This is a genomic window from Asanoa sp. NPDC049475 (genome assembly GCF_040676915.1).
Lineage (GTDB): Bacteria > Actinomycetota > Actinomycetes > Mycobacteriales > Micromonosporaceae > Asanoa.
Window position 1 is genome coordinate 43,475 of sequence record NZ_JBFAPY010000009.1, and the last position, 21,655, is coordinate 65,129.

Here is a 21,655-nt window from a genome sequence, read left to right on the forward strand (position 1 = left end):
CGGCGGCTCACGCTGAATCGCCGCGCGCGAGGAACCCGAGCGGGGGGACCGACAGGACCGGTGCGGGGCGCACGGCGTGCTGTTCGAGGATCGCGTTGGCGGCCAGCAGTCCGGAAGCCGCGGCGCGTTCCATGAGTGCGCACGCGAACGGCATGCGCACCCAGTCTCCGGCCAGGTAGAGGCCGGCGAGGTCGGTCCGGGTGGCCGGTCGGGTGGCGTCGCCTCCCAGGCCGAACGCGGCTGCGTCGTGTCCGACTCGGTGGTCGCTGTCCAGCACGGTAAGGCCCCGGGTCTCGGGCCAGATCGCGTTGAGCTCCGCACGCATGCGCCCGGCCAGGGTGGCGGCGTCGGTGTCGCGTGGTGCGGCGTACGCGTGCAGCTCCAGGACGCTGCCCCCTGTGCGGGCCGCCCAGCGGGCCGGCTCCCGCTCGGCCCGGTGGTACAGCGTCACCGAGTCCAGGGTGGCTTCCCCGGAGATGCTGGTGAAGGTGGCGCGCTCCGGGGCGACGTCACCGTCCAGCCAGATGCGGTCGACCGCGTACGGCGGCGCGGTCGGTAACGCCGCGATGCGCTCGGCCGTCTGTGGGCTCATCCGTGCCACGGCCGGCGACGCGGCGACGATCTGGCGCGCCGCAGGGGGGTCGACCGCCAGCACGACGTGGTCCGCCGAAAGCCGTGCGCCGCCGGCGACGCTGACCTTCCAGCCCGGCTCGATGCCGTCGACCGGCGAGCTCGTGCGCACGTCCACGCCCAATGCCGCCAGCTGCTCCGCCAGCGGTGCCCAGATCGCGCTCTCGTAGTCGTTGTCGGGAGCGTCCATGTCGAGGCCCTCCGGGTTGCGGAGGAAGAAGAAGTGGAACTGCATGAGCATCTCCGCCGCCGACATCTCCGCCTCGAGGTTGAAGAAGGAGTGGGCGAAGACGTCGAACAGCATGGCTCGTGCCCGCGGCGGCAGGGCGAGAGCGTCCAGGAACGTGGCCGCGGAGACGCTGTCGAAGCGGCGATAGGTCTCCTGCCTGTCGAAGGCCAGCATGGGGAGGGCGGCTCGGCCGTTCATGCGTCGCAGGTCGCGCAGCCGCAGGCTCGGCGACCGCACGAGCAGGGCCAGCAGGTTCGCCGGTGGCACACCCGACAGGCCGGCGAACTCCTCCTCGGGCCACTGGCGGGAGACGACGGGGTAGCGTGCGAGCGGACGCAGGAATCCCAGCTCCGGGTCGATGCGCCGCAGCACGTTCCGCCAGTTGTAGTACTGGCGGAAGAACCCGTGAAAGCCGTGCTCGACGACCTGCGACGTGCCGTCGCGCAGCCGCGACGGCCACGTGGTCAGCCGTCCGCCCAGCCGGTTCCCTCGCTCGAGCAGGGTCACGGCGACGCCACGTTCGGCCAACGTCAGCGCGGCGGTGACACCCGCGATGCCGCCGCCGATGACCGCCGCCGTCGCACCGCGGTCGACGGAGGTGCGCAGGCCGCCGCGCGGGGCGTCGACCCGACGCGGGACGTTGCCGGTGACCCGGCGGAGGAACGTCGGCCGCTGTGCCATCGTCATCGCGGATCGCCTCGCAGTCTCGATCACCTGGATTCTAACGGAGGATCGACGCAATTCGCTCGCAACACCCACTTCTTGATTTCAAACGTGGGTTGACGCGGCGGTTCCTTCGCCATTCGCTGGTTCTCATGGCCCAGGAATCGACGCAACCCGTTGATCGCCGGCCCAAGTTGAGTCACCGTTGGTGACGCACCGTGGCTCCCCACGGCCGGATGGGCACAGTAGGTCCGGTGTCCAGCCGGTGGCGCCTGACGACGACAGGCGCCACCGGCACCTCAAACCCGCGCCGCGCCGGCGTCCTCCGTGGGCGCCGGCTCGGCCGGGCGCAGCGACGCCGGGCCGCGGCCCGCCACCAGGCGGAAGAGCAGGCCGGCCACCACGCAACCCGCGCCCTGGATGGTCAACAGGTTGAGCACGCCGATGCGTTCGCCGAAGGGGCCGGCGATCGCTGTGCCGAGAATGCCGGCCAGCGCCGCTCCCATCCAGATGACGTTGAAGGCCCTTCCCCGCAGCCGGTCCGGTGTCTCCAGCTGGAAGAGGGTCCACATCGCACTGACGTGGATGCCGACCGGGATGCCGACGACCACGAAGAGGGCCACCACCGGCCACACCGTGGTGTCCCAGCGTGGGTAGTTGAAGATCACCACGTCGACCAGGCCGAAGAAGACCCAGCTCGTCATGATCAACGACGTGGGTCGGAACCGGGCGATGACCCGTGCCGCCGTCAGGCTGCCCAGGATGCCGCCGACCGCCTGCGCCGACATCAGCCAGCCGAGCTCGCGCCCGCCGGCGCCCAGGCCGTCGACCACGTAGAAGACGAACAGCGTGCCCATGATGCCCTCGCCGACCGACGAGATCGCGATGATCAGGAAGACCGCCAGCACGAAGCGGTTGCGGCCCACGTAGCGCAGGCCTTCCCACAGCTCCCGCCCGAGGTGGCGCGAATCCGACCCTGCCGCGCGGTGGGTGCCCTGGATCAGCACACACAGCGCCGCCGCCAGCGCGAACGACGCCGCGTCCGCCAGCGCCGCGCCGTGGAGGCCGATCGTCACCGCGGCGATGCCGCCCAGGGCCGGGCCGACCAGCCGCGCCAGGTTGTTGTTGAGCACGTTGAGGGCGTTCGCCGCTGCCAGGTGGTCGCCCGTGACCAGGCGCGGCAGCAGGGCGTTCTCCGCCGGCTTCGAGAACTGCTCCAGCGCCGCCGCGCCGAAGGCGACGATCACCACGATCCAGACCTCGTCCGCGGTGTCGACCAGGAGCAGCGGCGTCAGGAGCACCGCCTGGAGCATGTTGACCACGACCAGGATGCGCCTGCGGTCCCACCGGTCGACGTACGCGCCCGCGAACGCGCCGAAGAGCAGGTTGCCGGTCAGGCTGGCCGCGACGACCAGCGAGACCGAGCCCGGCGACCGCGTGAGCTGCAGGACGTAGATCGGCAGCGCGATGGCCAGCAGCCAGTTGCCGGTCTGCGAGATCAGGCCGGCCCACCAGAGCAGCGCGAAGTCGCGCTGGCGTAGCGGCGCGAACCTCATCTCGTCAGCCGCCCAGGTGTGACACCACCAGGGTGGCCAGCTTCGTGGTGTCGGCCTGGCTGCGCTCGGTGCCCTTGCCGTCCCGGACGCCGGTGGTGACCAGCAGCAGGTCGTCGCCGACGAACACCAGGATCTGGCCGTTCGGGGTGTCCCAGTAGGCGGCGTCGCCGAGGCCGTCGATGGTCACCGCGTCCGCGGTCTGCTGGTTGGCGAACTGGACCTTGTTGTCCTCGGCGCCGGCCGGTGTCAAGGCCGTCCGGTAGCCCACGTTGGCGTAGCGGGTGTCGTCCGCGGTCCACCACACGCACGACAGGAACTGGGTGTCCTTCGCGCCCGGCTCGACCTCGTCGGTCTTCGGCGTCGGGTTCATCGGGGCGTTCAGGACCGCCGCCGCGTCCTCGTAACGGTGGAACTCGCAGCCGGCGGTCGGGGATACCGCCCCGGCGGGCTCCGGCGGCGGGGTCGTCCGGTCAGCGGTGCAGCCCGCCAGCGCGGCGACCGCGACGAGGGTCACGAACCTGATCAATCGCATGACGTCCTCCGTATCGGATCCCCGCCACCCTAGCCATCGACGTGGTTGCGGCCGCCCCGCGCACCACCCACACTGGCGACTGTCGATGCATGGGAGGACTCGTGATGAGACGGGCGCTGCTGGCTCTGGCGGCGGTGTTGGCGCTGGTCGGCGTGCCCTCGACGGCCGCCGCGGCACCCGCCGGCCCCAAACAGGTCATCGCGAACCTGTTCGAATGGAACTGGACCTCGGTCGCGAGCGAGTGCACGAGCTTCCTCGGCCCCCGCGGCTACGGCTACGTCCAGGTCTCTCCCCCGCAGGAGCACGTGCGCGGCCAGGAATGGTGGGTGGCCTACCAGCCGGTGGGCTACCGGATCGAGTCGCGCAAGGGCACCCGGGCGCAGTTCGCCAGCATGGTCAACACGTGCCACGCCGCCGGGGTCAAGGTGATCGTCGACGCGGTCGTCAACCACATGGCCAACGAGGACAAGTCGGGGCCGGGCTGGGCCGGCTCGTCCTGGAGCCACTACGACTATCCGGGCACCTACCAGGTGCAGGACTTCCACCACTGCGGCCGCAACGGCAACGACGACATCCGCAACTACGGCGACCGGTACGAGGTGCAGAACTGCGAGCTGGTCAACCTGGCCGACCTGGACACCGGCGCGTCGTACGTGCGCGGACGGCTGGCGGCGTACCTCAACGACCTGCTCAGCCTCGGCGTCGACGGCTTCCGGATGGACGCGAGCAAGCACATGCCGGCCGCCGACATCGCCAACATCAAGTCCCGGCTGTCCCGGTCTCCTTATCTCGTCCAGGAGGTCATCTTCGGCGCCGGCGAGCCGATCACGCCGAGCGAGTACACGGGCAACGGCGACGTGCACGAGTTCCGCTACGGCAAGGACCTGGCCCGGATGTTCAGGTCGGAGCGCCTCGCGTACCTGCGCGACTTCGGTGTGGCCTGGGGTTATCTGCCGTCCGGCTCCGCGGTGGTGTTCACCGACAACCACGACACGCAACGGGACGACCCCGGGGTGCTGACCTACCGCGACAACGGGATCTACGCACTGGCCAACGCGTTCATGCTGGCCTGGCCGTACGGGTCGCCGACGGTGATGTCCAGCTACGAGTTCAGCGGCCGCGACCAAGGCCCGCCGTCGAACAGCGCCGGCCTGACGAACAACGCCACCTGCTTCACCGGGGGCTGGCGCTGCGAGCACCGCTGGCAGGTGATCGCCAACATGGTCGGCTTCCGCAACGCGGTCAACGGCACGGCGGTCGTCAACTGGTACGACAACGGCAACAACCACATCGCGTTCGGCCGCGGTGCGGCGGGCTACCTGACCATCAACGACGAGGACGGTGCGATCAACGGCCGCTCGTACGACTCGGACCTGCCCGCCGGCCGCTACTGCGACGTCATCCACGGCGAACGCTCTGGGAGCACCTGCACCGGCCCGGTGATCACCGTCGGCAGCGGCGGCTGGTTCACCGCCAACATCCCCGCCCACGACGCGGTCGCCCTGCACATCGGCGCCAAACTGCCGTGACCCGGAAGGGCTCGCGGCCGGCACCGCGAGCCCCGGACCCGGTCAGGCGCGCAGGAACTTGTCGACCGGAAGTGCCCGGTCGACGATCCGCACGTCCCCGATCCAGCCGTAGAAGCCCTGCTCCACGATCCGGTCGTAGTGGTACGCGCCGAGGAACCACGGCTCGTGCGAGGTCGCGATGCCCTTGGCCGGGGTCGACGGGTTGCGCAGCAGTTCCGCGCCGTCGACGTACAGCGTGGTCAGGCGGCCGTCGTTGACCACCGCGACGTGGAACCACTCCCCCGCGCGCATCTCGTGGCCCCAGTTGGTCGACCCACCGTCGCGGTTGAGCGGGAACATCGCCCACTGCAGCGCCATGCCGTCCGACATGCTCAGCGTGGCGATCGGCTCGGCCGGGTCGTCACCGGTCTTGCCGGCGTCAGCACCCGCACCGAACCGGCTGATGATGCTCATCCACGCGTGGTTGCTGGCGCGAACGTCGACCGGCAGCTTCACGAACGCCTCGATCGTGTAGCCGTTCGCGAACGTCGCGTCGTTGATCCGCGCCCCCTCGACCGTGCGCAGGTAGCCGCCGCGCGCCGGCTTCTTGCCGCCGTCGAAGAACAGGCTCGCGTGCGCCGGCTGGTCGCCGTGGTGCTCGGCCGACCACCGCACCGTCTCGGGCGCGCTGCCCGCCAGGGTGACCCGCTCCAGGTGGTTGCCCTGGCCGGACAGGTCCATGATCCGGAAGCCGTCCGGTACCGCCGTGCCGTCGGCGCGGCCCTGGTCGAACCGCCAGTACGCGACCGTGCCCTTGGTCAGCACCGCCGCCGGGCCGCGCGGCGGACGGGGTGCCACCGGCGCGAAGCCGGCGAACCGCGAGGTGAAGGAGATCGGCATGCTGAACCGGTTGGTCGCGTCGGTCAGCTCGACCTCCCGCTGCTCGAGCGCGTTGCGCTTCCCCGGCTCCTGCTCGAGGATCCACGGCGAGATCGTCTCGACGTCGATCGTGTCGCGCGCCAGGTCGAAGTGGTAGAGCCGCAGCATCGCGCCGCCGCCGTAGTAGCGGTCCTGGTAGTTCGTGATGTGCACGTGCACGTCCCGACCCGCGGCGTTGCGCAGCACGGTCGACGCGGGCGGCCAGTAGTGGCCGTTGAGCGTCAGGAAGATCTGGTCGCTCTCGTTGATCAGCCCGTCCCAGAGCCGCCGGCCATGGTCGGAGAGCTGCGCGGCTCCGTCGTCGCCGGCGAAGGCAAGGTCGTGGGTGGTCAGGATGACGGGGGTACGCGGGTGCGCCTTCAGCACGTCCTTCGCCTACGCCAGGGTCGCGTCGGACGGCCGCCAGTCCAGGGCGAACACCAGCCACTCGCGGCCGGCCGCCCGGAACACGTGGTAGGTGTTGTAGCCGTCGGGCGTGGCACCCCGGTAGGTCGTCAGGGGCCGGAACCGCTTCGGACCGAAGACGTCCAGGTACGGGCTCGGGCCGCGCTGGTCGGTGGTGCTCGCGTCGATGTCGTGGTTGCCGGCGAGCACGCTGTACGGCGTACGCCGCCGGTCGAAGATCTCGAAGACCTCGCCCGCCGCGTTGAGCTCGGACGCCAGCGCGTTCTCCACGATGTCGCCGAGGTGGGCGGTGAAGACGATGTTCTCGTCGGCCTGGTGGTCCTGGATCCAGCGCAGCGTGGCGGTCAACGGCGCCGGGTCGCCCCGGTCGGTGTCGAACAGGTACTGGGTGTCGGGGATGACGGCCAGCGTGAACCGCGGATGCTCGACGTCCACCCGCCCCGGGTGGCCACCGCTGCGCGCGCTCGCCGCCGTCGGCACGAGCGCGCCGGCGCCCACCAGCCCGGCACCCACCAGACCGGCGCCGGCCAGGAACGTACGCCGGCTCGGTGTCTCTCCCATTGCTCACTCCTTGTTCGCGGTTGATCAAGGCCAGTAGGCGCGAAAACCGCGAACAACGAGCACGTGAGCGTGCGAACGCCGACCGAACACACCGTGAACCTCGAAGCGATGTCGATCCACGGATCGGTCGTTCGTATAGGGGGTGGGAGTCCGCCACAGAGGAGGAAAATCATGGGCAAGCTGGTCGTGGTCGAGAACGTGACGCTCGACGGGGTGATGCAGGCGCCGGCCGCGCCCGACGAGGACACGCGGGGTGGCTTCACCGCCGGCGGCTGGGCCGTTCCGTACATGGACCAGGTCATGGCCGAGACGATGGGCAGGGGCATGCGGGCAGAAGGCGCGCTGCTGCTGGGCCGGCGCACCTACGAGCACTTCCACGGCGTCTGGGCCGACCGCACCGACGGCAACCCCTACACCGAGGTGCTCAACCGCCGCCAGAAGCACGTGGCCTCGCGCACGCTGACCGAGCCGCTGCCGTGGCAGCACTCGACCCTGCTGCGCGGCGACGTGCCCGACGCCGTGGCCGCGCTGAAGAAGGAGGTCGACGGCAACCTCGCGGTGCTCGGCAGTGGCGTGCTGGTGCGGTCGCTGCTCGCGGCGGGACTGGTCGACGAGGTCACGCTGTCCATCTACCCGCTGACGCTGGGCACGGGCACCAAGCTGTTCGGCGACGGGACCACGACGATGGACCTCGTCGAAACGGTGCCCACGACGACCGGTGTGCTCATCGCGACCTACCGATCCACCACCTGAGCGAATCTGCCGCTATGGTGCCCTGCATGTCGGGCACCCCCACGCCACCCGTGAACCCGCCGGTCGGTCAGGGCCGGCGGGTGCCGCTGCACCTGCTGGCCGCCGGGCTGATCACCGCCAGCCTGGTCTGGCGGGCCAGCATCACCAGCCGGGGCTACCTGACGTTCGACGACTTCCCGCTGCTGTCCCGAGCCGACGCCGGCAGCATCGGGCCGGACTTCCTGCTGACGCTGTTCAACAACCACTTCATGCCGGCCGGGCAGCTGCTGACCATGGTCGTGCTCCGGTTGACCGAGTTCCAGTACTGGCCGTACGCCACGTTGATGCTGGCCGGCCAGGCGCTGGTCAGCGTCGCGCTCTACCGCCTGCTGCTGCTCATGCTGCCGCCCGGGCCGCTGCTGCTGGCGCCGCTGTCGCTGTTCCTGTTCACCCCGCTGACGCTGGAGGCCAGCTCCTGGTGGGCGGTCGGCGTCAACGTGCTGCCGATGCAGCTCGCGATGGTGCTCGCGGCCGGCGCGTTCGTGCGCTACCAGCGCGGCGGCGGGCGCAAGCACCTGGTGTCGCTGGCCGCGGCGATCGTGCTCGGCCTGGTGTTCTTCGAGAAGTCGCTGCTGATCGTGGCTTTCGTGGCGCTTTTCGCCGTCTTCGTCTACAGCCCGGGCGGCCCGGTGCGGGCGGTGGTCGGCGCCGCCCGCCGGTGGTGGCCCGCGTGGCTGGTCCTGACCGTCGTCTCGCTGCTCTTCCTCGCGGTCTACCTGTCGCAGGCCACCTCGTCACTGCGCCAGCCGGCGTCCGTCGACGAGGTGCTCACCTTCGTCCGGCAGCTCACCACCTTCACGGTCATCCCCGGCCTGCTCGGCGGCCCATGGCGCTGGCTCGACGGCGCCGACGGCGCCCCGCTGACCGCGCCTCCGGAGGCCGCCACCTGGGTCGCGCTGGCGGTCTTCGCGGCGCTGGTCGCGCTGACGATCGTGCTGCGCCGCGGGCTGGCCGTGCGGGCGTGGCTGCTCCTGCTCAGCTACGTGGCCCTGGACGCCGCCCTGCTCGGCGCGACCCGGCTCGGCTCGGTGTTCAGCGGCGTGGCGGGCGCGGTCCCCCGCTACGTGGGTGAGGTCGCGGTCGTCGCCGCCATCTGCCTGGGTGTCGCGCTGTGCGGCCTGAAGGGAGAAGCCGCCGAGCGGGAAGCGCCACGCTGGCGGCCCGTGTTCACCTACCTCGTCCCACCGGTCGCGATCCTGTTCCTGGTCAGCTGTCTCTGGAGCGGCAAGGGGTACGGCGACGACTGGTCGGTCAAGGCCGGCCGCGACTACCTCAACACCGCCCGCGCCGACCTCGCCGCCGCCGCGCCCGGCACCGTGTTCATGGACCAGCCCGTGCCGGAGGCCGTCGTCGGCCCGCTGTCGGCGCCGTACAACCTCCAGTCCCGGTTCTTCGCCCCGCTGGACAAGGACCCGACCTTCGTCACCCAGGCCCGCAATTTGTGGATCTTCGACCAGTCCGGGCACATCCGGCCCGCCTGGGTCCAAGGTGTCCACGGCGCACCCGGCCCGGAGGAGGGCTGCGGCTACCGGGTCACCGGCGGCCGGCCGACCACGCTGCGGCTCGAGAAGAGCGTGGGCGACTACTTCTGGGCCGCCCGGGTCGCCTACATCAGCGACCGCGACGCCACCGCCACGGTGCGCCTGGGCAACGGTCACGAGCACCAGTTCGACGTGCACCGCGGCCTCAACGCCATTTTCCTGCTGCTCGACGGCGGCGGCGCGGACCTGACGATGAGCGTCGCCGACCCGGCCGCCAACGTCTGCACCAACGAGATCGACGTCGGCTCGGTCGTGCCGCAGCCGGCCGGCTGATGAAGGGAGCCGAGCGGCTCGCCTCCGCGGCGATCACCGCGGTGGTGCTGGCGCCCCTGGTCCTGCCCGGCTACGTGCTCCGCTACGACATGGTGTTCGTACCCAGGCAGCCGTTGACCGCCGAGCTGTTCGCGCCGGCCGACGCGCTGCCGCGGGCCGTTCCGCTGGACGCGCTGGTGTCGCTGGCCAACCTCGCGGTGCCGGGCTGGGCGCTGCAACGGCTGGTGCTCGCCGCGATCGTCTATTTCGCGGCCCTCGGCATGGCCCGGCTGGTGCCGACCCAACGAACCATGCCCCGCCTGGTCGGCGCGCTGGCGTACGCGTGGACGCCGTTCCTGGCCGAACGGCTGCTGCTCGGCCAGTGGGGTCTGCTGCTCGCCTACGCCGCACTCCCCTGGCTCGTGGCCGCCGCACTGGACCTGCCCACCGCACCGGACCGACCGCGCGCCCTCGGCCGTCTCGTGCTCGCCGCCGCCCCGGCCGCGGTCACCCCGACCGGCGGCCTGATCGCGCTGGCCACCGTTGCGGTCCTGCTGCCGATCCGGAAAGGCCTGCTGCTCGCGATCGCGGGCACGGCCGCCCTATGCGCGCCGTGGCTCGTGGCCACCGCGACCAGCACGGCGGGCGGCACCTCGGATCCCGAGGGCGTGGCCGCGTTCGCCTCCCGCGGCGAGAACTGGAGCGGCGCCCTCGGCGCGCTGGCCGGCACCGGCGGCATCTGGAACGCGCAGACCGTGCCGGACAGCCGGTCCTCGGTGCTCGCACCGTTCGCGACCGTGATCCTGCTGGCCCTGGCCGTCGCCGGCTGGCGAACGCTGCGCAGCCGCTGGCCCGCCGGCACGGTCCGCCTCGCGGTGCTCGCCGCCGGCTCCTTCGTGCTGGCCGCCGCCACCGTCGGCCCCGGCGCGCGCGTCATGGAATGGCTGGTGGTCCACGTCCCCGGCGCCGGACTGCTGCGCGACAGCCAGAAGTTCCTAATCCTGTACGCGGTGCTGCTCGCGCTCCTGGCCGCCCTCGGCGCCGAGACGCTGGCCGACCGCCTCGCCGTGCGCCTGGACGCCAACGCCGGCCGCGTCGTGCTCGTCGCCGCCCTGCTGCTGCCCGTGGCCATCCTCCCGGACCTCGCGTTCGGCGCCGCCGGCCAGCTGCGCCCGGTGCGCTACCCGGCCGACTGGAACACCGTGGCGGCCCAGGTGCGGGCCGCACCCGGCGAGGTGCTCTCGCTGCCGTTCCACGGCTACCAGAGCTACGGCTGGAACCGGGGCGTCATCGTGCGTGACCCGGCACCGCGCTACCTGGACGCTCCGGTGCTGATCAACGACGAGCTCCGGGTCGGCACCGTGACGGTCGACGGGGAGAGCCCGCGGGCGGCCGAGGCGCGGCGGCTGCTCGACGCGGGTGAGCCGGTGGCGGCGCTCGGCACGCGCTGGGTGCTCGTCCGGCAGGAGCCGGACGTGGCCGTGCCGCCCTCGGTCCTGACCGGGCTGCGGCCGGTGTTCACGGGGCAGCACCTGGCGTTGTGGGAGAACCCGTCCGCCGCCGCGACGGTGCCCACGACGCATCGACGGTGGCCAGCGGTCGCCGCACACCTGTTCGCCGCCCTCGTGGTCGTCTTCGCGGCCGTTCTGGTGCTGCGCCGCAGACCTACCGCGTGGTAACGTCCCGCCACGCAGTACGTCGAGGAGGGGTATCTATGGCCCGGTTGGCCACGTTCGTCGTCGCCGCCGTCCTCGGTGCGACGTTGGGTCTCATCGGCATCATCGCGACGATCGGCCAGATCAGCCCCTCGGCCGACACCGTCGCGAACCAGTCCGACGACAACCCGGCGGCGACCATTTACGGCACCCGCTGACCGTGCGGCCGGGGGTTCGCCCCCGGCACGCCGGCAGCACCGGCCCGTGACCCCAGCCGCTCGGCGACGATCTCCGCGAAAGCGGCACCCGACGCCGCCCAGGTGAACTGCTGCGCGTACTTCTGCGCCGCCACACCCATCTCCGCCCGCCGCTCCGCGTCCCGCAACAGCCGGCGCACGGCGCGCAGGAAGTCGACCTCGTCGTGCACGAGCGTGCCCGTCTCGCCGTCGACGATCGCGTCGGCGACCCCGCCGGCCGACCGGAACGCCACCGCGGGCGTGCCGTGCGCGCCGGCCTCCACAATGGTCAGACCCCAGCCCTCCTTGAGCGAGGGCGCCAACGACAGCCACGACCGGCACAGCAGCTCGTGCTTGTGCTCGTCCGAGACGAAGCCGGTGAACCGCACCCGGTCCTCGATGCCGAGCTCGGCCGCGGCCTCCCGCAGCGGCTCCTCCCACCAGCCCCGGCCGGCGATCACCAGCTCCAGGCCCGGCAGCTCCGGCGAGAGCAGGGCGGTGACCCGCAGCGCCAGCTCGATCCGCTTGTGCGGCACCAGCCGGCCCAGCACGAGCAGGCTCGGGTGCTCGGACCGCGGTGCGGGCGGCCCGGAGACCTCCGGGGTCCCGTTGTGCACGACCCGGATCATCTCGGGGTCCACTCCGAGCTCGACGAGCTCGCGGCGACTGGTCGGCGAGACGGTGACGTAGCGGCGGGTCCGGTAGACGCGCACCGCCAGCCGCGACTCGACCCACCAGCCGATCCGGGACATCACCGGGCCGAAGACCACCGGCCACTGCTCGCGGTGCACGTGGTGGACCAGCGTGACCACCGGCTTGCGGGAGTAGAGCGGGCTCAGGAACGGCAGGCCGTTGCAGACGTCGACGATCAGGTCGGGACGCCCGAAACCGCGACGCGACAAGGGTCCGAAGCCGAAGACGCCGACCAGGTAGGCCAGCGCGGCCCGCAGGTAGACCGTGTGCCGGCCGCCCCGACGCACGATCGCGACGCCGTCGGGCTTGACCTCGCGCGCCGGAGCGCTACCGTGTGCCTGGCAAAAAAGCGTGACGCGGTAGCCGCGCGTGGTCAGCTCGGCCGCCATCCGCTCGATGTAGACCTCCGAGCCGCCGCCCTCGGGATGGCGCACATCGCGCCAGTTCAGGAACACCAGGTGTGGCGCCAAAGCATCCGTCATGGTCTACTCCGCCACCCCTACCAGCGAGTAATATTCGCGACCGCGTCACCCTAGGGCGCGGTCGGGTTGGTTGGCAACGCCCGGCGTCGATGATCTGTGAAAGGTAGGTAGGCAGCGTGGCGGATCGACGCCGACCGGAGTTCTGGCCGGTCGTGCTGCTGAGCACCGCCCTCGTCGTGGTGCTCGCCGGTTGGGCCGCGCTCAGCTACGTCGACCGCACCGGCAACGACGCCACCTGCGAGCGGCGCATCGCCCTGCGGGTCATGGTCGCGCCCAGCGTCGCGGCCGCCGCGCGCGAGGTCGGCGAGCAGGTCGCCACGCGCGAGCGCTGCCTGGACGTGACCGTCGAGGCCCGCGAGTCCGCCGACGTGCTGCGCCTGCTCACCGCCGGCGTGCGGCCCGACGTCTGGCTCCCGGAGTCGACGCTGTGGCTGCGCCGAGCCCGGGCGGCCGGCGCCTTCCAGGTGCCCACCTCCGGCGTCTCCGTCGCCGTGACCCCGGTCGTCCTCGCGCTCGACGAGCGGTCCGCGCGACGCCTCGGGTGGCCGCGCCGCAACCTCGGTTGGCGGACGCTGGTCGCGGCCGAACGCCCGCCGGTGCCCGTCGTACTGCCGGACCCGGCCACCAGCCCGCTCGGCTTCGCCGCCGTGGCCGGCATCAAGTCGCTGGCCGGCGACGGCGCGGGTGCCGCAGCCGCGATCATGCGCCGGCTCGCGCCGCGCACCGTCGCCGTCTCCGGCGAGGCCGCACCGACACCCACCGGCCCCGGTGGCGCCGAGTCCGCCGTCGTCAGCACCGAGCAGCAGGTGTTGCGGGCCGGCGGCCAGGTCGCCGTGTACCCGCCGGTCGCCCTGCCCGGGCTGGACTACCCGTACGCGGTGCTCGCCGGTGGCCAGGCCCGCGACGGCGCCGCCGCCTTCCTGCGGCTGCTGCTGGCCGCGGACGGGGTGGCGGCCCTGGCCCGCGACGGCCTGCGCTCACCGGCCGGCGCCCCACCGACGGGCGGTGCGGGACGGATCCGCAGCAAGGCCTACCGGCCCGCGCCGGTGCCGGCCGAGGCCGAGACGACGAACCTGCTCAACGCCTGGGGCGGCGTGCACCTCAGCGCCCGCCTCCTCGCCGTGCTCGACACCTCCGGCTCGATGGAGGCGGCGGTCGGTGGCGGCGGCGAGACCCGCATGTCGGCCACGATCAAGGCCGCGCAGGGCGGCGTCGGGCTGCTGCTGGGCACGACCGAGATCGGCATCTGGACGTTCTCCACGGACCTGGACGGCCCACGCGACTACCGCGAGGTCGTGCCGGTAGGACCGGTCGGCCCCCGGCGCGCCGAGATCGTCCGGGCACTCGGCCAGATCCGGGCCAAGTCCAACGGCGGCACCGGCCTCTACGACGCCCTGCTGGCCGCGTACCAGGACGGCACCCGCAACTGGACCCCGGGCCGGATCAACCTCGTGCTGGTGCTCACCGACGGCACCGACGACAACGCGAGCGGCATCGGCCGCGCCAAGCTGATGCGCGAGCTGGCCCGGCTCCAGGACCCGCGCCGCCCGCTTCCCGTGCTGTTCATCGGCGTCGGCCCCGACATCGACGCCGGCGAGCTCAACACGATCGCCAAGGCCACCGGCGGCCGCGTGGCGCTGACGCCCGAGCCGTCCGGGATCCGCCAGATCTTTTTCTCCGCGCTCGCGGAGTTCAGCTGCCTGCCGCCGGAGTGCCGCCGTTGACCGCCATCACGCGTGAGCCGGTCACGGCCGTCGCCACCGAGCCCGCGCAGCCCCCGGCGCGCCGGAGCCGGCGCTGGATCGGCACCGCCGCCGGCGCCCTGCTGCTGGTCGCCGTCGCGTTCCTCCAGCGCCCCGGACAGTCCACTTTCGACACCAAGCTCGACCTCGCGGTCGACCCGATCGGCTTCATGGGCCGGGCGCTGCACCTGTGGAACCCCGAGGCGACCTCGGGCGAGCTCCAGAACCAGGCGTACGGCTACCTGTTCCCGATGGGGCCGTTCTTCGCCGGCGGCGACCTGCTCGGCGTGCCCACGTGGATCACCCAGCGGCTGTGGTCGGCGCTGCTGCTCTGCGTCGCCTACCTCGGCGTGCTGCTGCTCGCCCACGCGATGCGCGTCGGCTCGGAGCCCGCCCGCCTGCTGGCCGCCCTCGCGTACGCGCTGGCACCCCGGATGCTCACCGAGGTCGGGCCGCTCTCGGCCGAGATGCTGCCGGTGGTCATGCTGCCCTGGGTCCTGCTGCCGCTGGTCACGGTGCGCTCCCCGCGCCGCGCGGCGGCCCTGTCCGCCCTCGCCGTGCTGTGCATGGGCGGGATCAACGCGGCCGCCGTGCTGATGGCGCTGGTCCTGCCCGGGATCTGGTTCCTGACCCGCCGCTGGGACCGCCGGCACACCGCCCTGGCCGCCTGGTGGACCCTCTGCGTGGCCGCGGTCAGCCTGTGGTGGGTGCTGCCGCTGCTGCTGCTCGGCCAGTACAGCCTGCCGTTCCTCGACTTCATCGAGTCGTCGGCGACCACCACCGCGGTCACCTCGCTCTTCCAGGCGATGCGCGGCACCAACCAGTGGGTCGGGTACGTCATCCAGGGCGAGCCCTGGTGGCCGGCCGGCTGGGTGCTGATCGACAGCCCGGTGCTCATGGTCGCGACCGCGCTCGTCGCGATCGTCGGCCTGGTCGGCCTCGGGCTGCGCGGGCTGCCCGAGCGACGGTTCCTGGTGTTCGGCATGCTGACCGGGCTGACCCTGCTCGCCGTCGGCTACCTCGGCACCTTCGACAGCCCGTTCGCCGGCCCGGTCCGCGACCTGCTCGACGGTCCGCTCGCACCGCTGCGCAACGTGCACAAGTTCGAGCCGGTGCTGCGGCTGCCGATCGTGCTCGGGCTCGCCCACGCGGCCAGCCGCGCGTTCGCGGTGCGCCGCTTCCGGCTGCCGGTCGCGCCCGTTGTCGCGGCCCTGCTGCTCGTGGCCGCCGCGCCGGCCTGGTCCGGCGCGCTGCGCCCCGGTCCCGGTTGGTCCGACGTGCCCGACTACTGGCGGCAGGCCAGCGGCTGGCTCGCCGCGCAGGACTCCCGCGCCCGCACGCTGGTCGTGCCCGGCGTCGGCTTCGCGCAGAACACCTGGGGTCGCACGGTCGACGAGGTCATCCAGCCGCTGGCCGGCGCGCCCTGGGCGACCCGCAACCAGATCCCGCTGGGCTCCGAGGGCAACACCCGGGTCATGGACACCGTCGAGGCCGTGCTCGAACAGGGCCGCGGCTCCCCCGCCCTCGCCGACTTCCTCGCCCGGTCCGGCTACCGCTTCCTGCTGGTGCGCCACGACATCGACCGCACCGCGACCGGCGCGCCACCGATAGCGGCCATCCGATCGGCCGTCACCAACTCCCCGGGGCTGCGTCCGGCGGCCCAGTTCGGCCCCACCGTCGCGGCGGACCCTGCCGGCAGCCCCGCCGACGCCGGCACCGCCGTGCCCGCGATCGAGATCTTCGAGGTCGAGCGGGACGTCCCGGTCGTGTCCGCGGTGTCGGCCGACGACGTGCGCGTGGTCAGCGGTGGCCCCGAGTCGCTGCTGACCGCGCTGGAGCAGGGCGTGCTGACGGCCGGGACCCCCGCCGTGCTCGCCGGCGACGACCTGACCACCCCGGTCCCACCGGACACGACCCCGATCGTCACCGACGGGCTGCGCCGCCGCGAGCTCAACGTCGGCCGCGTACGCGACAACCTCAGCCAGACGATGACCTCCGACGAGGAGACCCGGCAGGGGCGCCAGCGTTCCGACCTGCTGCCGTTCCCGGCCGCGGGGCACGAGACCCTCACGGCGTACCAGGGGATCCGGTCCGTCACCGCCTCCAGCAGCGCGGCCTTCGCCGACACCCTGGCGCCGACCGAGGTGTCCCACCTGCCGTTCGCGGCGCTCGACGGCGACCCGCGCACGGCGTGGCGGTCCGACCCGCTCGCGCCGGCCGCCGGCCAGTGGCTGGAGGTCACGTTCGACACCCCGCGCCGGGTGGACGAGCTCACCGTCGACTTCGACACCGACCTGCGCGACGCCACCCCGATCGGCTACGTGCGGGTCAGCACCGACCAGGGCGCCGTCGAGCGCCAGGTGCCGCAGCGCCCGGGTCCGCACCGGGTCGACCCGCTGCCCGGCCTGACCACGACGGTCCGGGTGACCGTGCTGGCCCTGGCCCCCGGCTTCCCCGACGGTGCCGTGGGCCTGCGTGAGCTCGGGATCCCGGGGCTGGCGGCGGAGCGCGCGCTGCGGGTTCCGGCCGACTCCCCCAGCGGACGGCCGCCGGTCTACGCGTTCGCCCGCGGCCCCGAGGACCGCGCCGCCTGCTTCGCGCCCGCCGGCACCATCCACTGTGACCAGTTCCTGCGCCGCACCGGCGAGGAGCCGCTCGGCCTGGACCGCATCTTCACCACGCCCACCAGGACCGACTACGCCGTCCGGCTGACCGCGCGCCCGCGGCCCGGCGGCGCGGTGCCCCTGGACGCCCCCGTCGAAGCGGAGTCCTCGTCGGTCCTCGCCGGCGACCCGCTGGTCGGCGCGGACGCCGCCGTCGACGGCGACCCGGCCACCGCGTGGCTGGCCGAGCCGGTCGACCCGACCCCGTCCCTCGACCTGGCATGGGCGGGCAAGCGCCGGGTGGACAGCGTCCGCCTGGTCGTCCCCTCGGCGCCGGTCGCGTCGAAACCGCTCGCGGTCATCGTGCGGGTGGCCGGGCGCGACATCCCGGCCGACATCGGCGCCGACGGCTGGGTGCGGTTCCCGGCCGTGACCACCGACCGGCTCTCGCTCGTGGTGTCCCGCTCCGAGGAGGTCACCGGCGACCCCCGCGACAGCGGCTGGCCGGCACCCGTGGGGTTCGCCGAGGTGGAGGTTCCCGGCGTCACCGCGCGGGCACCGCAGCCCAAGCTCGACGCACCCTGCGGCGCCGGACCGACCGTCACGCTGGACGGCACCGCCTACGCCACCTCGGTCGCCGGCAGCCTCGCCGACGTCCGGGCGGGGCGCGGGCTGGCGATCTCCATCTGCGACGTGTTCGCCAGCGAGTCCGTGGCGCTGGAGGCCGGCGAGCACCGCCTGCACACCACGCCGTCCGCGGCGTTCCTGGTCGACACGGCCACGCTGACCCCGGTCGGCGCGGCCGCGGCGGCACCGCCGGCCACGCGGGCGGTGAGCGTGACCCGCTGGGACTCCACCGTGCGCACGGTGACGGTCGCTCCGGGCGAGGCGGCGCTGCTGGTGATCCCGGAGAACTTCAACAACGGCGCGGCGGCGATCCTCGACGGGAACCGTCTGCGGAAGGTCCGCGTCGACGGATGGCAGCAGGCGTACGAGGTGCCGGCCGGCGCGGGTGGGACGGTGACGCTCGAGTTCACCCCGGACCGGCCGTACCGGGCAGGCCTGGCCGCCGGCGCCGCCGCCGTGGTGCTGGTGCTCGCGCTGGCGCTCATCCCGGTGCGGCGCCGGGCAGGGGCGGCCGTCGTGGAAGCCGGCCCGCCGTCGTGGTGGATCGTCGTGCCGCTCGGCCTGGTCGCCGTCGTGCTCGGTGGCTTTCCCGCGTTGGCGCTGCTGATCGCGGCGATGATCGGCCGGCAGCTATGGCCCAGGCTGCTGCCCGTGGTGGCCGCCGCGGCGGCGGTCATCGGCACCGCGATCGCGGTGTTGGGGCGCGTGCAGGGGCACGGACAGGACTGGGCCTACACCGGCCCGACCCAGGCCGCGATGCTGGCCGCGGTGTGCGCGGTGGCCGCGACCCTGGCCCCGTCGGCCAAGGAACCTCGCGCCGAAGCGCCCTATCGGGCCACCCTGGGCCGGTCGGTGCGGCTGTTCCGCTCCTTCCTGCGCGAGCAGACCGACCCGGACCACTTCTACTCCACGCTCGCCGCCGACTCGGTCCGCCAGCTCGGGTCCTATCTGGACCTTCGCCACGCGGTCGTGCTCGACGTCGGCGGTGGGCCGGGATACTTCGCCGAGGCCTTCCAGAGTGCCGGGTCCACGTACCTCGGACTCGATCCTGAGGCCGGCGACCTCCCGGAGCCCGGCAACGGTGGGGCGGGGGCGCCGTCCGTGCGCGGCAGTGGCACGGCGTTGCCCGTGCGCGGCGCGTCGGTCGACGTCTGCTACTCCTCCAACGTCGTCGAGCACGTGGAGACCCCGGAGCGGATGCTCGACGAGATGGTCCGCGTGACCAGGCCCGGCGGCACGCTGTTCGTGTCGTTCACGCCGTGGCTGTCGCCGTGGGGCGGGCACGAGACCGCGCCGTGGCACTACCTCGGCGGGACCCGCGCCCGCCGGCGGTACGCGCGCAAGAACGGCCGCGAGCCCAAGAACCGTTACGGGGAGACGCTCTTCCCCGTCAGCGCGGCCCAGGTGCACCGCTGGGCGCGGGCCGCCGCCCGCCGGGGGCAGATCGAGATCGTCGATGTCCTGCCCCGCTATCACCCCTGGTGGGCGCAATGGTCCGCCCGGGTGCCGTTGCTCCGCGAAACGATCACCTGGAACTACACATTGGTACTGCGACGTCCGAAATCTTGGGGGTCGCGGACGGAAGTGACTGAGTAGTAACCTGCTCGCCAGCAGCGCGTTCCCCCCTGTCAATACCTACATTGTGGAGGCACCCCATGACGTCCCGCGCGGTCAGTGCCGTGCTCTTCGGCGTCGGCGTGGTAGCCGTGGTCTTCGCCGCCGGGCTGGCTTTCGTGGTCGGCCCGCGAGCGGCCCAGCTCCCCTACGACCTCGAGCCGACGCAGTCGATAGCCGAAGCACCGAACGCCACCTTCATGCAGATCACCAACGGCTCGGTGGCGGTCAACACGGGCACCCTGCGCTCGACGATCCGGGTCCAGGCCGACCGGAAGGCGACCGCCGCACTGACCGGTGACCTCGACGGCTCGGCCGCCGTGTGGCTGGTCGGCCAGGACGTGGTGCGCACCGACAACAACGAGCGGGTCAGCGCGTACAGCACCTCGCTCGCCGTCGACCGCAAGACCGCCGCCGCCCAGAAGTGGGACGGGCAGTGGCTCGACACCGGCGGCAACCGCGAGAAGGTCGACTACTCGGGCCAGATCTACAAGTTCCCGTTCGGCACCGAGAAGAAGGACTACCAGATCTTCGACCGGGACGTGCTGGGCACGCAGCCCGCCAAGTTCGTCAAGACCGAAGAGATCGAGGGCCTGGAGACCTACCAGTTCACCCAGGAGATCCGCGAGGCGCGCCAGCAGGTGCCGGCCGACCGGATGGCGGTGCTGGTCGGCGCGCTCGCCCCGGGCGCGACCTCGGGCGAGATCGTCTACGACAACACCCGCACCGTGTGGGTCGAGCCGACGACTGGTCAGTTCATCAAGGTCCAGGAGGTCCAGCACAAGAACCTGCTGGCCAACAACGGCGTCTCGGTGACGATCCTCGACGCGACCTTCACCTACACCGACGACACCATCAAGAAGAGCGCCGACACGGCGTCGAGCAACCGCCAGCTGCTGATGCTGGTCAAGCTCTGGGGACCGCTGGTCCTGCTGCTGCTCGGCCTGATCCTGATCGGCGGCGCCCTGCTGCTGATGCGGCGGCGTCCGGCCGCCCAAGCGGTGGCACCGGCCCCGGAGCCCGAAGAGGTCGGCGCGGGCCGACACGTCAAGGGGTCCTGACCCTCAGCGCGACCGACGGCGGCGGAGCCAGTGCCTGGCTCCGCCGCCGATGGGCCTCCGACGCCTCGACTGGTCGCCCGTTGGATAAAGTCGCCACTTGTGCAGCTCGATGATCTTCTGCGTCGGCATGCCCAGGCCTGGGCGGACGCCACCCGGCATCCGTTCCTGACCGGCGTGCGCGACGGCACCCTCCCGCCGGCCGTCTTCGCCGAGTGGCTGGTCCAGGACCACCACTTCGTCGCCGACCTGCTGGCGTTCCAGGCACGGATGCTGGCCCGCGCGCCCCGGCCCGCGCAGGCCGTGCTGGCCGCCGGTGCGGTCGCGCTCGTCGACGAGCTGACCTGGTTCGAGGACCGGGCCGAGCGGCACGGGCTGGACCTGGCCACCGCGCCCGGGCCGGCCACGCTGGCCTACCGCGAGCTGCTCGCCAGGCTGGACGCCGCGCCGGTGCCGCAGTCGCTGGTCGGGCTGTGGGCCATCGAGCGGGCCTATCTGGACGCGTGGACGTTCGCGGCTCCGGGTGCGCCGGACTTCCGGGAGTACGTGGAGCACTGGACCGCGCCGGGGTTCGCGGACTATGTGGCCGGGTTGGCGTCGGCCGCTGAGCACGCGCTCGGTGCGGACAGCGCCGACGAGGTGTTCACCGCGGTCGCCGCTGCCGAGGCCGCCTTCTGGGGAGGCAACGCATGAGTCTGGCCGCGACGCTCTGGCAGGACAACGCCGACCTGGCCGCATCCGCGCTGGCGCATCCCTTCGTGCGACGGCTCGGTGACGGCACCCTCCCCGAGCCGGTGTTCGCCGGCTACGTCGCCCAGGACGCGTTCTACCTCGAGTCGTTCGCCCGCGCGTACGCCCTGGCCGTCGCGCACAGCCCGGACCGCGCCGGATTCGACGCGTTCGCCGACCTGCTGGCCGGGGTGCGCGACGAGCTTGCACTGCACGAGGGCTACGCGGCGCGGTTCGGCATCGACCTGGCCGACGTCTCGCCGTTGCCGGCCACGCTGGCGTACACGGACTTCCTGCTCGCCACCGCGGCGCTCGGCGGTCCCGGCCAGACCTGCGCGGCCCTGACGCCGTGCATGCGCCTCTACGCCCACCTCGGTCGGTCACTCGCCGACGGCACACCCGACGACCGCTACGGCGACTGGATCCGCACCTACGCCGACCCGGCGTTCGAGGAGCTGGCGGCCACGTCGGAGGGTCTGCTGGACAGGTACGGCGACACCCGCACCGCGCCCGTCTACCGCCGCGCGATGCGCCTCGAGGTCGAGTTCTTCGAGGCGGCCTACCACGCCGGCCGGAGTGCGTAATGTGACGCAGGGCGGCTTCGCATT

16 protein-coding genes are annotated in these 21,655 nt (G+C 72.7%); 10 read left to right on the forward strand and 6 right to left on the reverse strand.

All coding sequences use genetic code 11. From position 1 onward, the window contains the following. Positions 1 to 7: 7 nt before the first annotated feature. The 3 genes from AB0J88_RS32270 to AB0J88_RS32280 form a co-directional block, all read right to left on the reverse strand. Positions 8 to 1,546: an FAD-dependent oxidoreductase gene (locus AB0J88_RS32270; protein ID WP_364357400.1), complete on the reverse strand. Its 1,539-nt coding sequence runs from the start codon at positions 1,544 to 1,546 to the stop codon at positions 8 to 10. Between the two features lie 275 nt (positions 1,547 to 1,821). Next, on the reverse strand, positions 1,822 to 3,078 hold the full coding sequence (locus AB0J88_RS32275; RefSeq protein ID WP_364357397.1) for an MFS transporter: 1,257 nt from the start codon (positions 3,076 to 3,078) through the stop codon (positions 1,822 to 1,824). Between the two features lie 4 nt (positions 3,079 to 3,082). Beyond that, the gene (locus AB0J88_RS32280) at positions 3,083 to 3,610 is read right to left on the reverse strand and encodes a hypothetical protein (protein ID WP_364357394.1); all 528 of its coding nucleotides are present in this window, start codon (positions 3,608 to 3,610) and stop codon (positions 3,083 to 3,085) included. A gap of 104 nt (positions 3,611 to 3,714) precedes the next feature. Between AB0J88_RS32280 and AB0J88_RS32285 the strand changes: the two genes are divergently transcribed. Then, positions 3,715 to 5,139 carry an alpha-amylase family protein gene (locus tag AB0J88_RS32285; protein WP_364357391.1) on the forward strand — a complete coding sequence of 475 codons (1,425 nt, stop codon included), beginning with the start codon at positions 3,715 to 3,717 and terminating at the stop codon, positions 5,137 to 5,139. 42 nt (positions 5,140 to 5,181) lie between these two features. Here AB0J88_RS32285 and AB0J88_RS32290 read toward each other — a convergent pair whose 3' ends face one another. Beyond that, positions 5,182 to 6,423, reverse strand: a complete 1,242-nt coding sequence (locus AB0J88_RS32290) for a LamG-like jellyroll fold domain-containing protein (RefSeq protein ID WP_364357388.1) — start codon at positions 6,421 to 6,423, stop codon at positions 5,182 to 5,184. A 9-nt stretch (positions 6,424 to 6,432) separates the two neighbouring features. Further along, positions 6,433 to 7,023, reverse strand: a complete 591-nt coding sequence (locus tag AB0J88_RS32295) for a metallophosphoesterase (RefSeq protein ID WP_364357385.1) — start codon at positions 7,021 to 7,023, stop codon at positions 6,433 to 6,435. A 171-nt stretch (positions 7,024 to 7,194) separates the two neighbouring features. On the opposite strand from AB0J88_RS32295, the gene AB0J88_RS32300 reads away from it, so the two are divergent. From AB0J88_RS32300 to AB0J88_RS32315, 4 genes are read left to right on the forward strand one after another with little or no spacing between them, the layout of a single operon-like run. Continuing rightward, positions 7,195 to 7,776, forward strand: coding sequence for a dihydrofolate reductase family protein (locus AB0J88_RS32300; protein ID WP_364357382.1), 582 nt, complete (start codon positions 7,195 to 7,197; stop codon positions 7,774 to 7,776). Between the two features lie 26 nt (positions 7,777 to 7,802). Then, positions 7,803 to 9,629: a hypothetical protein gene (locus AB0J88_RS32305; RefSeq protein WP_364357379.1), complete on the forward strand. Its 1,827-nt coding sequence runs from the start codon at positions 7,803 to 7,805 to the stop codon at positions 9,627 to 9,629. Next, the gene (locus AB0J88_RS32310) at positions 9,629 to 11,287 is read left to right on the forward strand and encodes a hypothetical protein (RefSeq protein WP_364357376.1); all 1,659 of its coding nucleotides are present in this window, start codon (positions 9,629 to 9,631) and stop codon (positions 11,285 to 11,287) included. The genes AB0J88_RS32305 and AB0J88_RS32310 overlap by 1 nt, the downstream gene beginning before the upstream one ends. 35 nt (positions 11,288 to 11,322) lie before the next feature. Further along, on the forward strand, positions 11,323 to 11,481 hold the full coding sequence (locus AB0J88_RS32315) for a hypothetical protein (RefSeq protein WP_176985296.1): 159 nt from the start codon (positions 11,323 to 11,325) through the stop codon (positions 11,479 to 11,481). Here the strand turns inward: AB0J88_RS32315 and AB0J88_RS32320 are convergent. Then, positions 11,466 to 12,674 (reverse strand): glycosyltransferase family 4 protein, encoded by a 1,209-nt coding sequence (locus AB0J88_RS32320; protein ID WP_364357373.1) that lies wholly within the window; start codon positions 12,672 to 12,674, stop codon positions 11,466 to 11,468. The genes AB0J88_RS32315 and AB0J88_RS32320 overlap by 16 nt on opposite strands. A gap of 116 nt (positions 12,675 to 12,790) precedes the next feature. Here AB0J88_RS32320 and AB0J88_RS32325 point away from each other — a divergent pair, with 116 nt between their 5' ends. The 5 genes from AB0J88_RS32325 (at position 12,791) to AB0J88_RS32345 (ending at position 21,631) form a co-directional block, all read left to right on the forward strand. Next, positions 12,791 to 14,398, forward strand: a complete 1,608-nt coding sequence (locus tag AB0J88_RS32325) for a substrate-binding domain-containing protein (protein ID WP_364357370.1) — start codon at positions 12,791 to 12,793, stop codon at positions 14,396 to 14,398. Continuing rightward, positions 14,395 to 19,242, forward strand: a complete 4,848-nt coding sequence (locus AB0J88_RS32330) for an alpha-(1->3)-arabinofuranosyltransferase family protein (RefSeq protein ID WP_364357367.1) — start codon at positions 14,395 to 14,397, stop codon at positions 19,240 to 19,242. The genes AB0J88_RS32325 and AB0J88_RS32330 overlap by 4 nt, the downstream gene beginning before the upstream one ends. Before the next feature lie 59 nt (positions 19,243 to 19,301). Further along, positions 19,302 to 20,321: a DUF3068 domain-containing protein gene (locus AB0J88_RS32335; RefSeq protein ID WP_364357364.1), complete on the forward strand. Its 1,020-nt coding sequence runs from the start codon at positions 19,302 to 19,304 to the stop codon at positions 20,319 to 20,321. A gap of 99 nt (positions 20,322 to 20,420) precedes the next feature. Beyond that, complete coding sequence (locus tag AB0J88_RS32340; protein ID WP_364357361.1) at positions 20,421 to 21,011, forward strand: hypothetical protein; 591 nt, start codon at positions 20,421 to 20,423, stop codon at positions 21,009 to 21,011. Then, positions 21,008 to 21,631, forward strand: coding sequence for a TenA family protein (locus tag AB0J88_RS32345; RefSeq protein ID WP_364357358.1), 624 nt, complete (start codon positions 21,008 to 21,010; stop codon positions 21,629 to 21,631). The genes AB0J88_RS32340 and AB0J88_RS32345 overlap by 4 nt, the downstream gene beginning before the upstream one ends. The last annotated feature ends 24 nt before the right edge of the window (positions 21,632 to 21,655 follow it).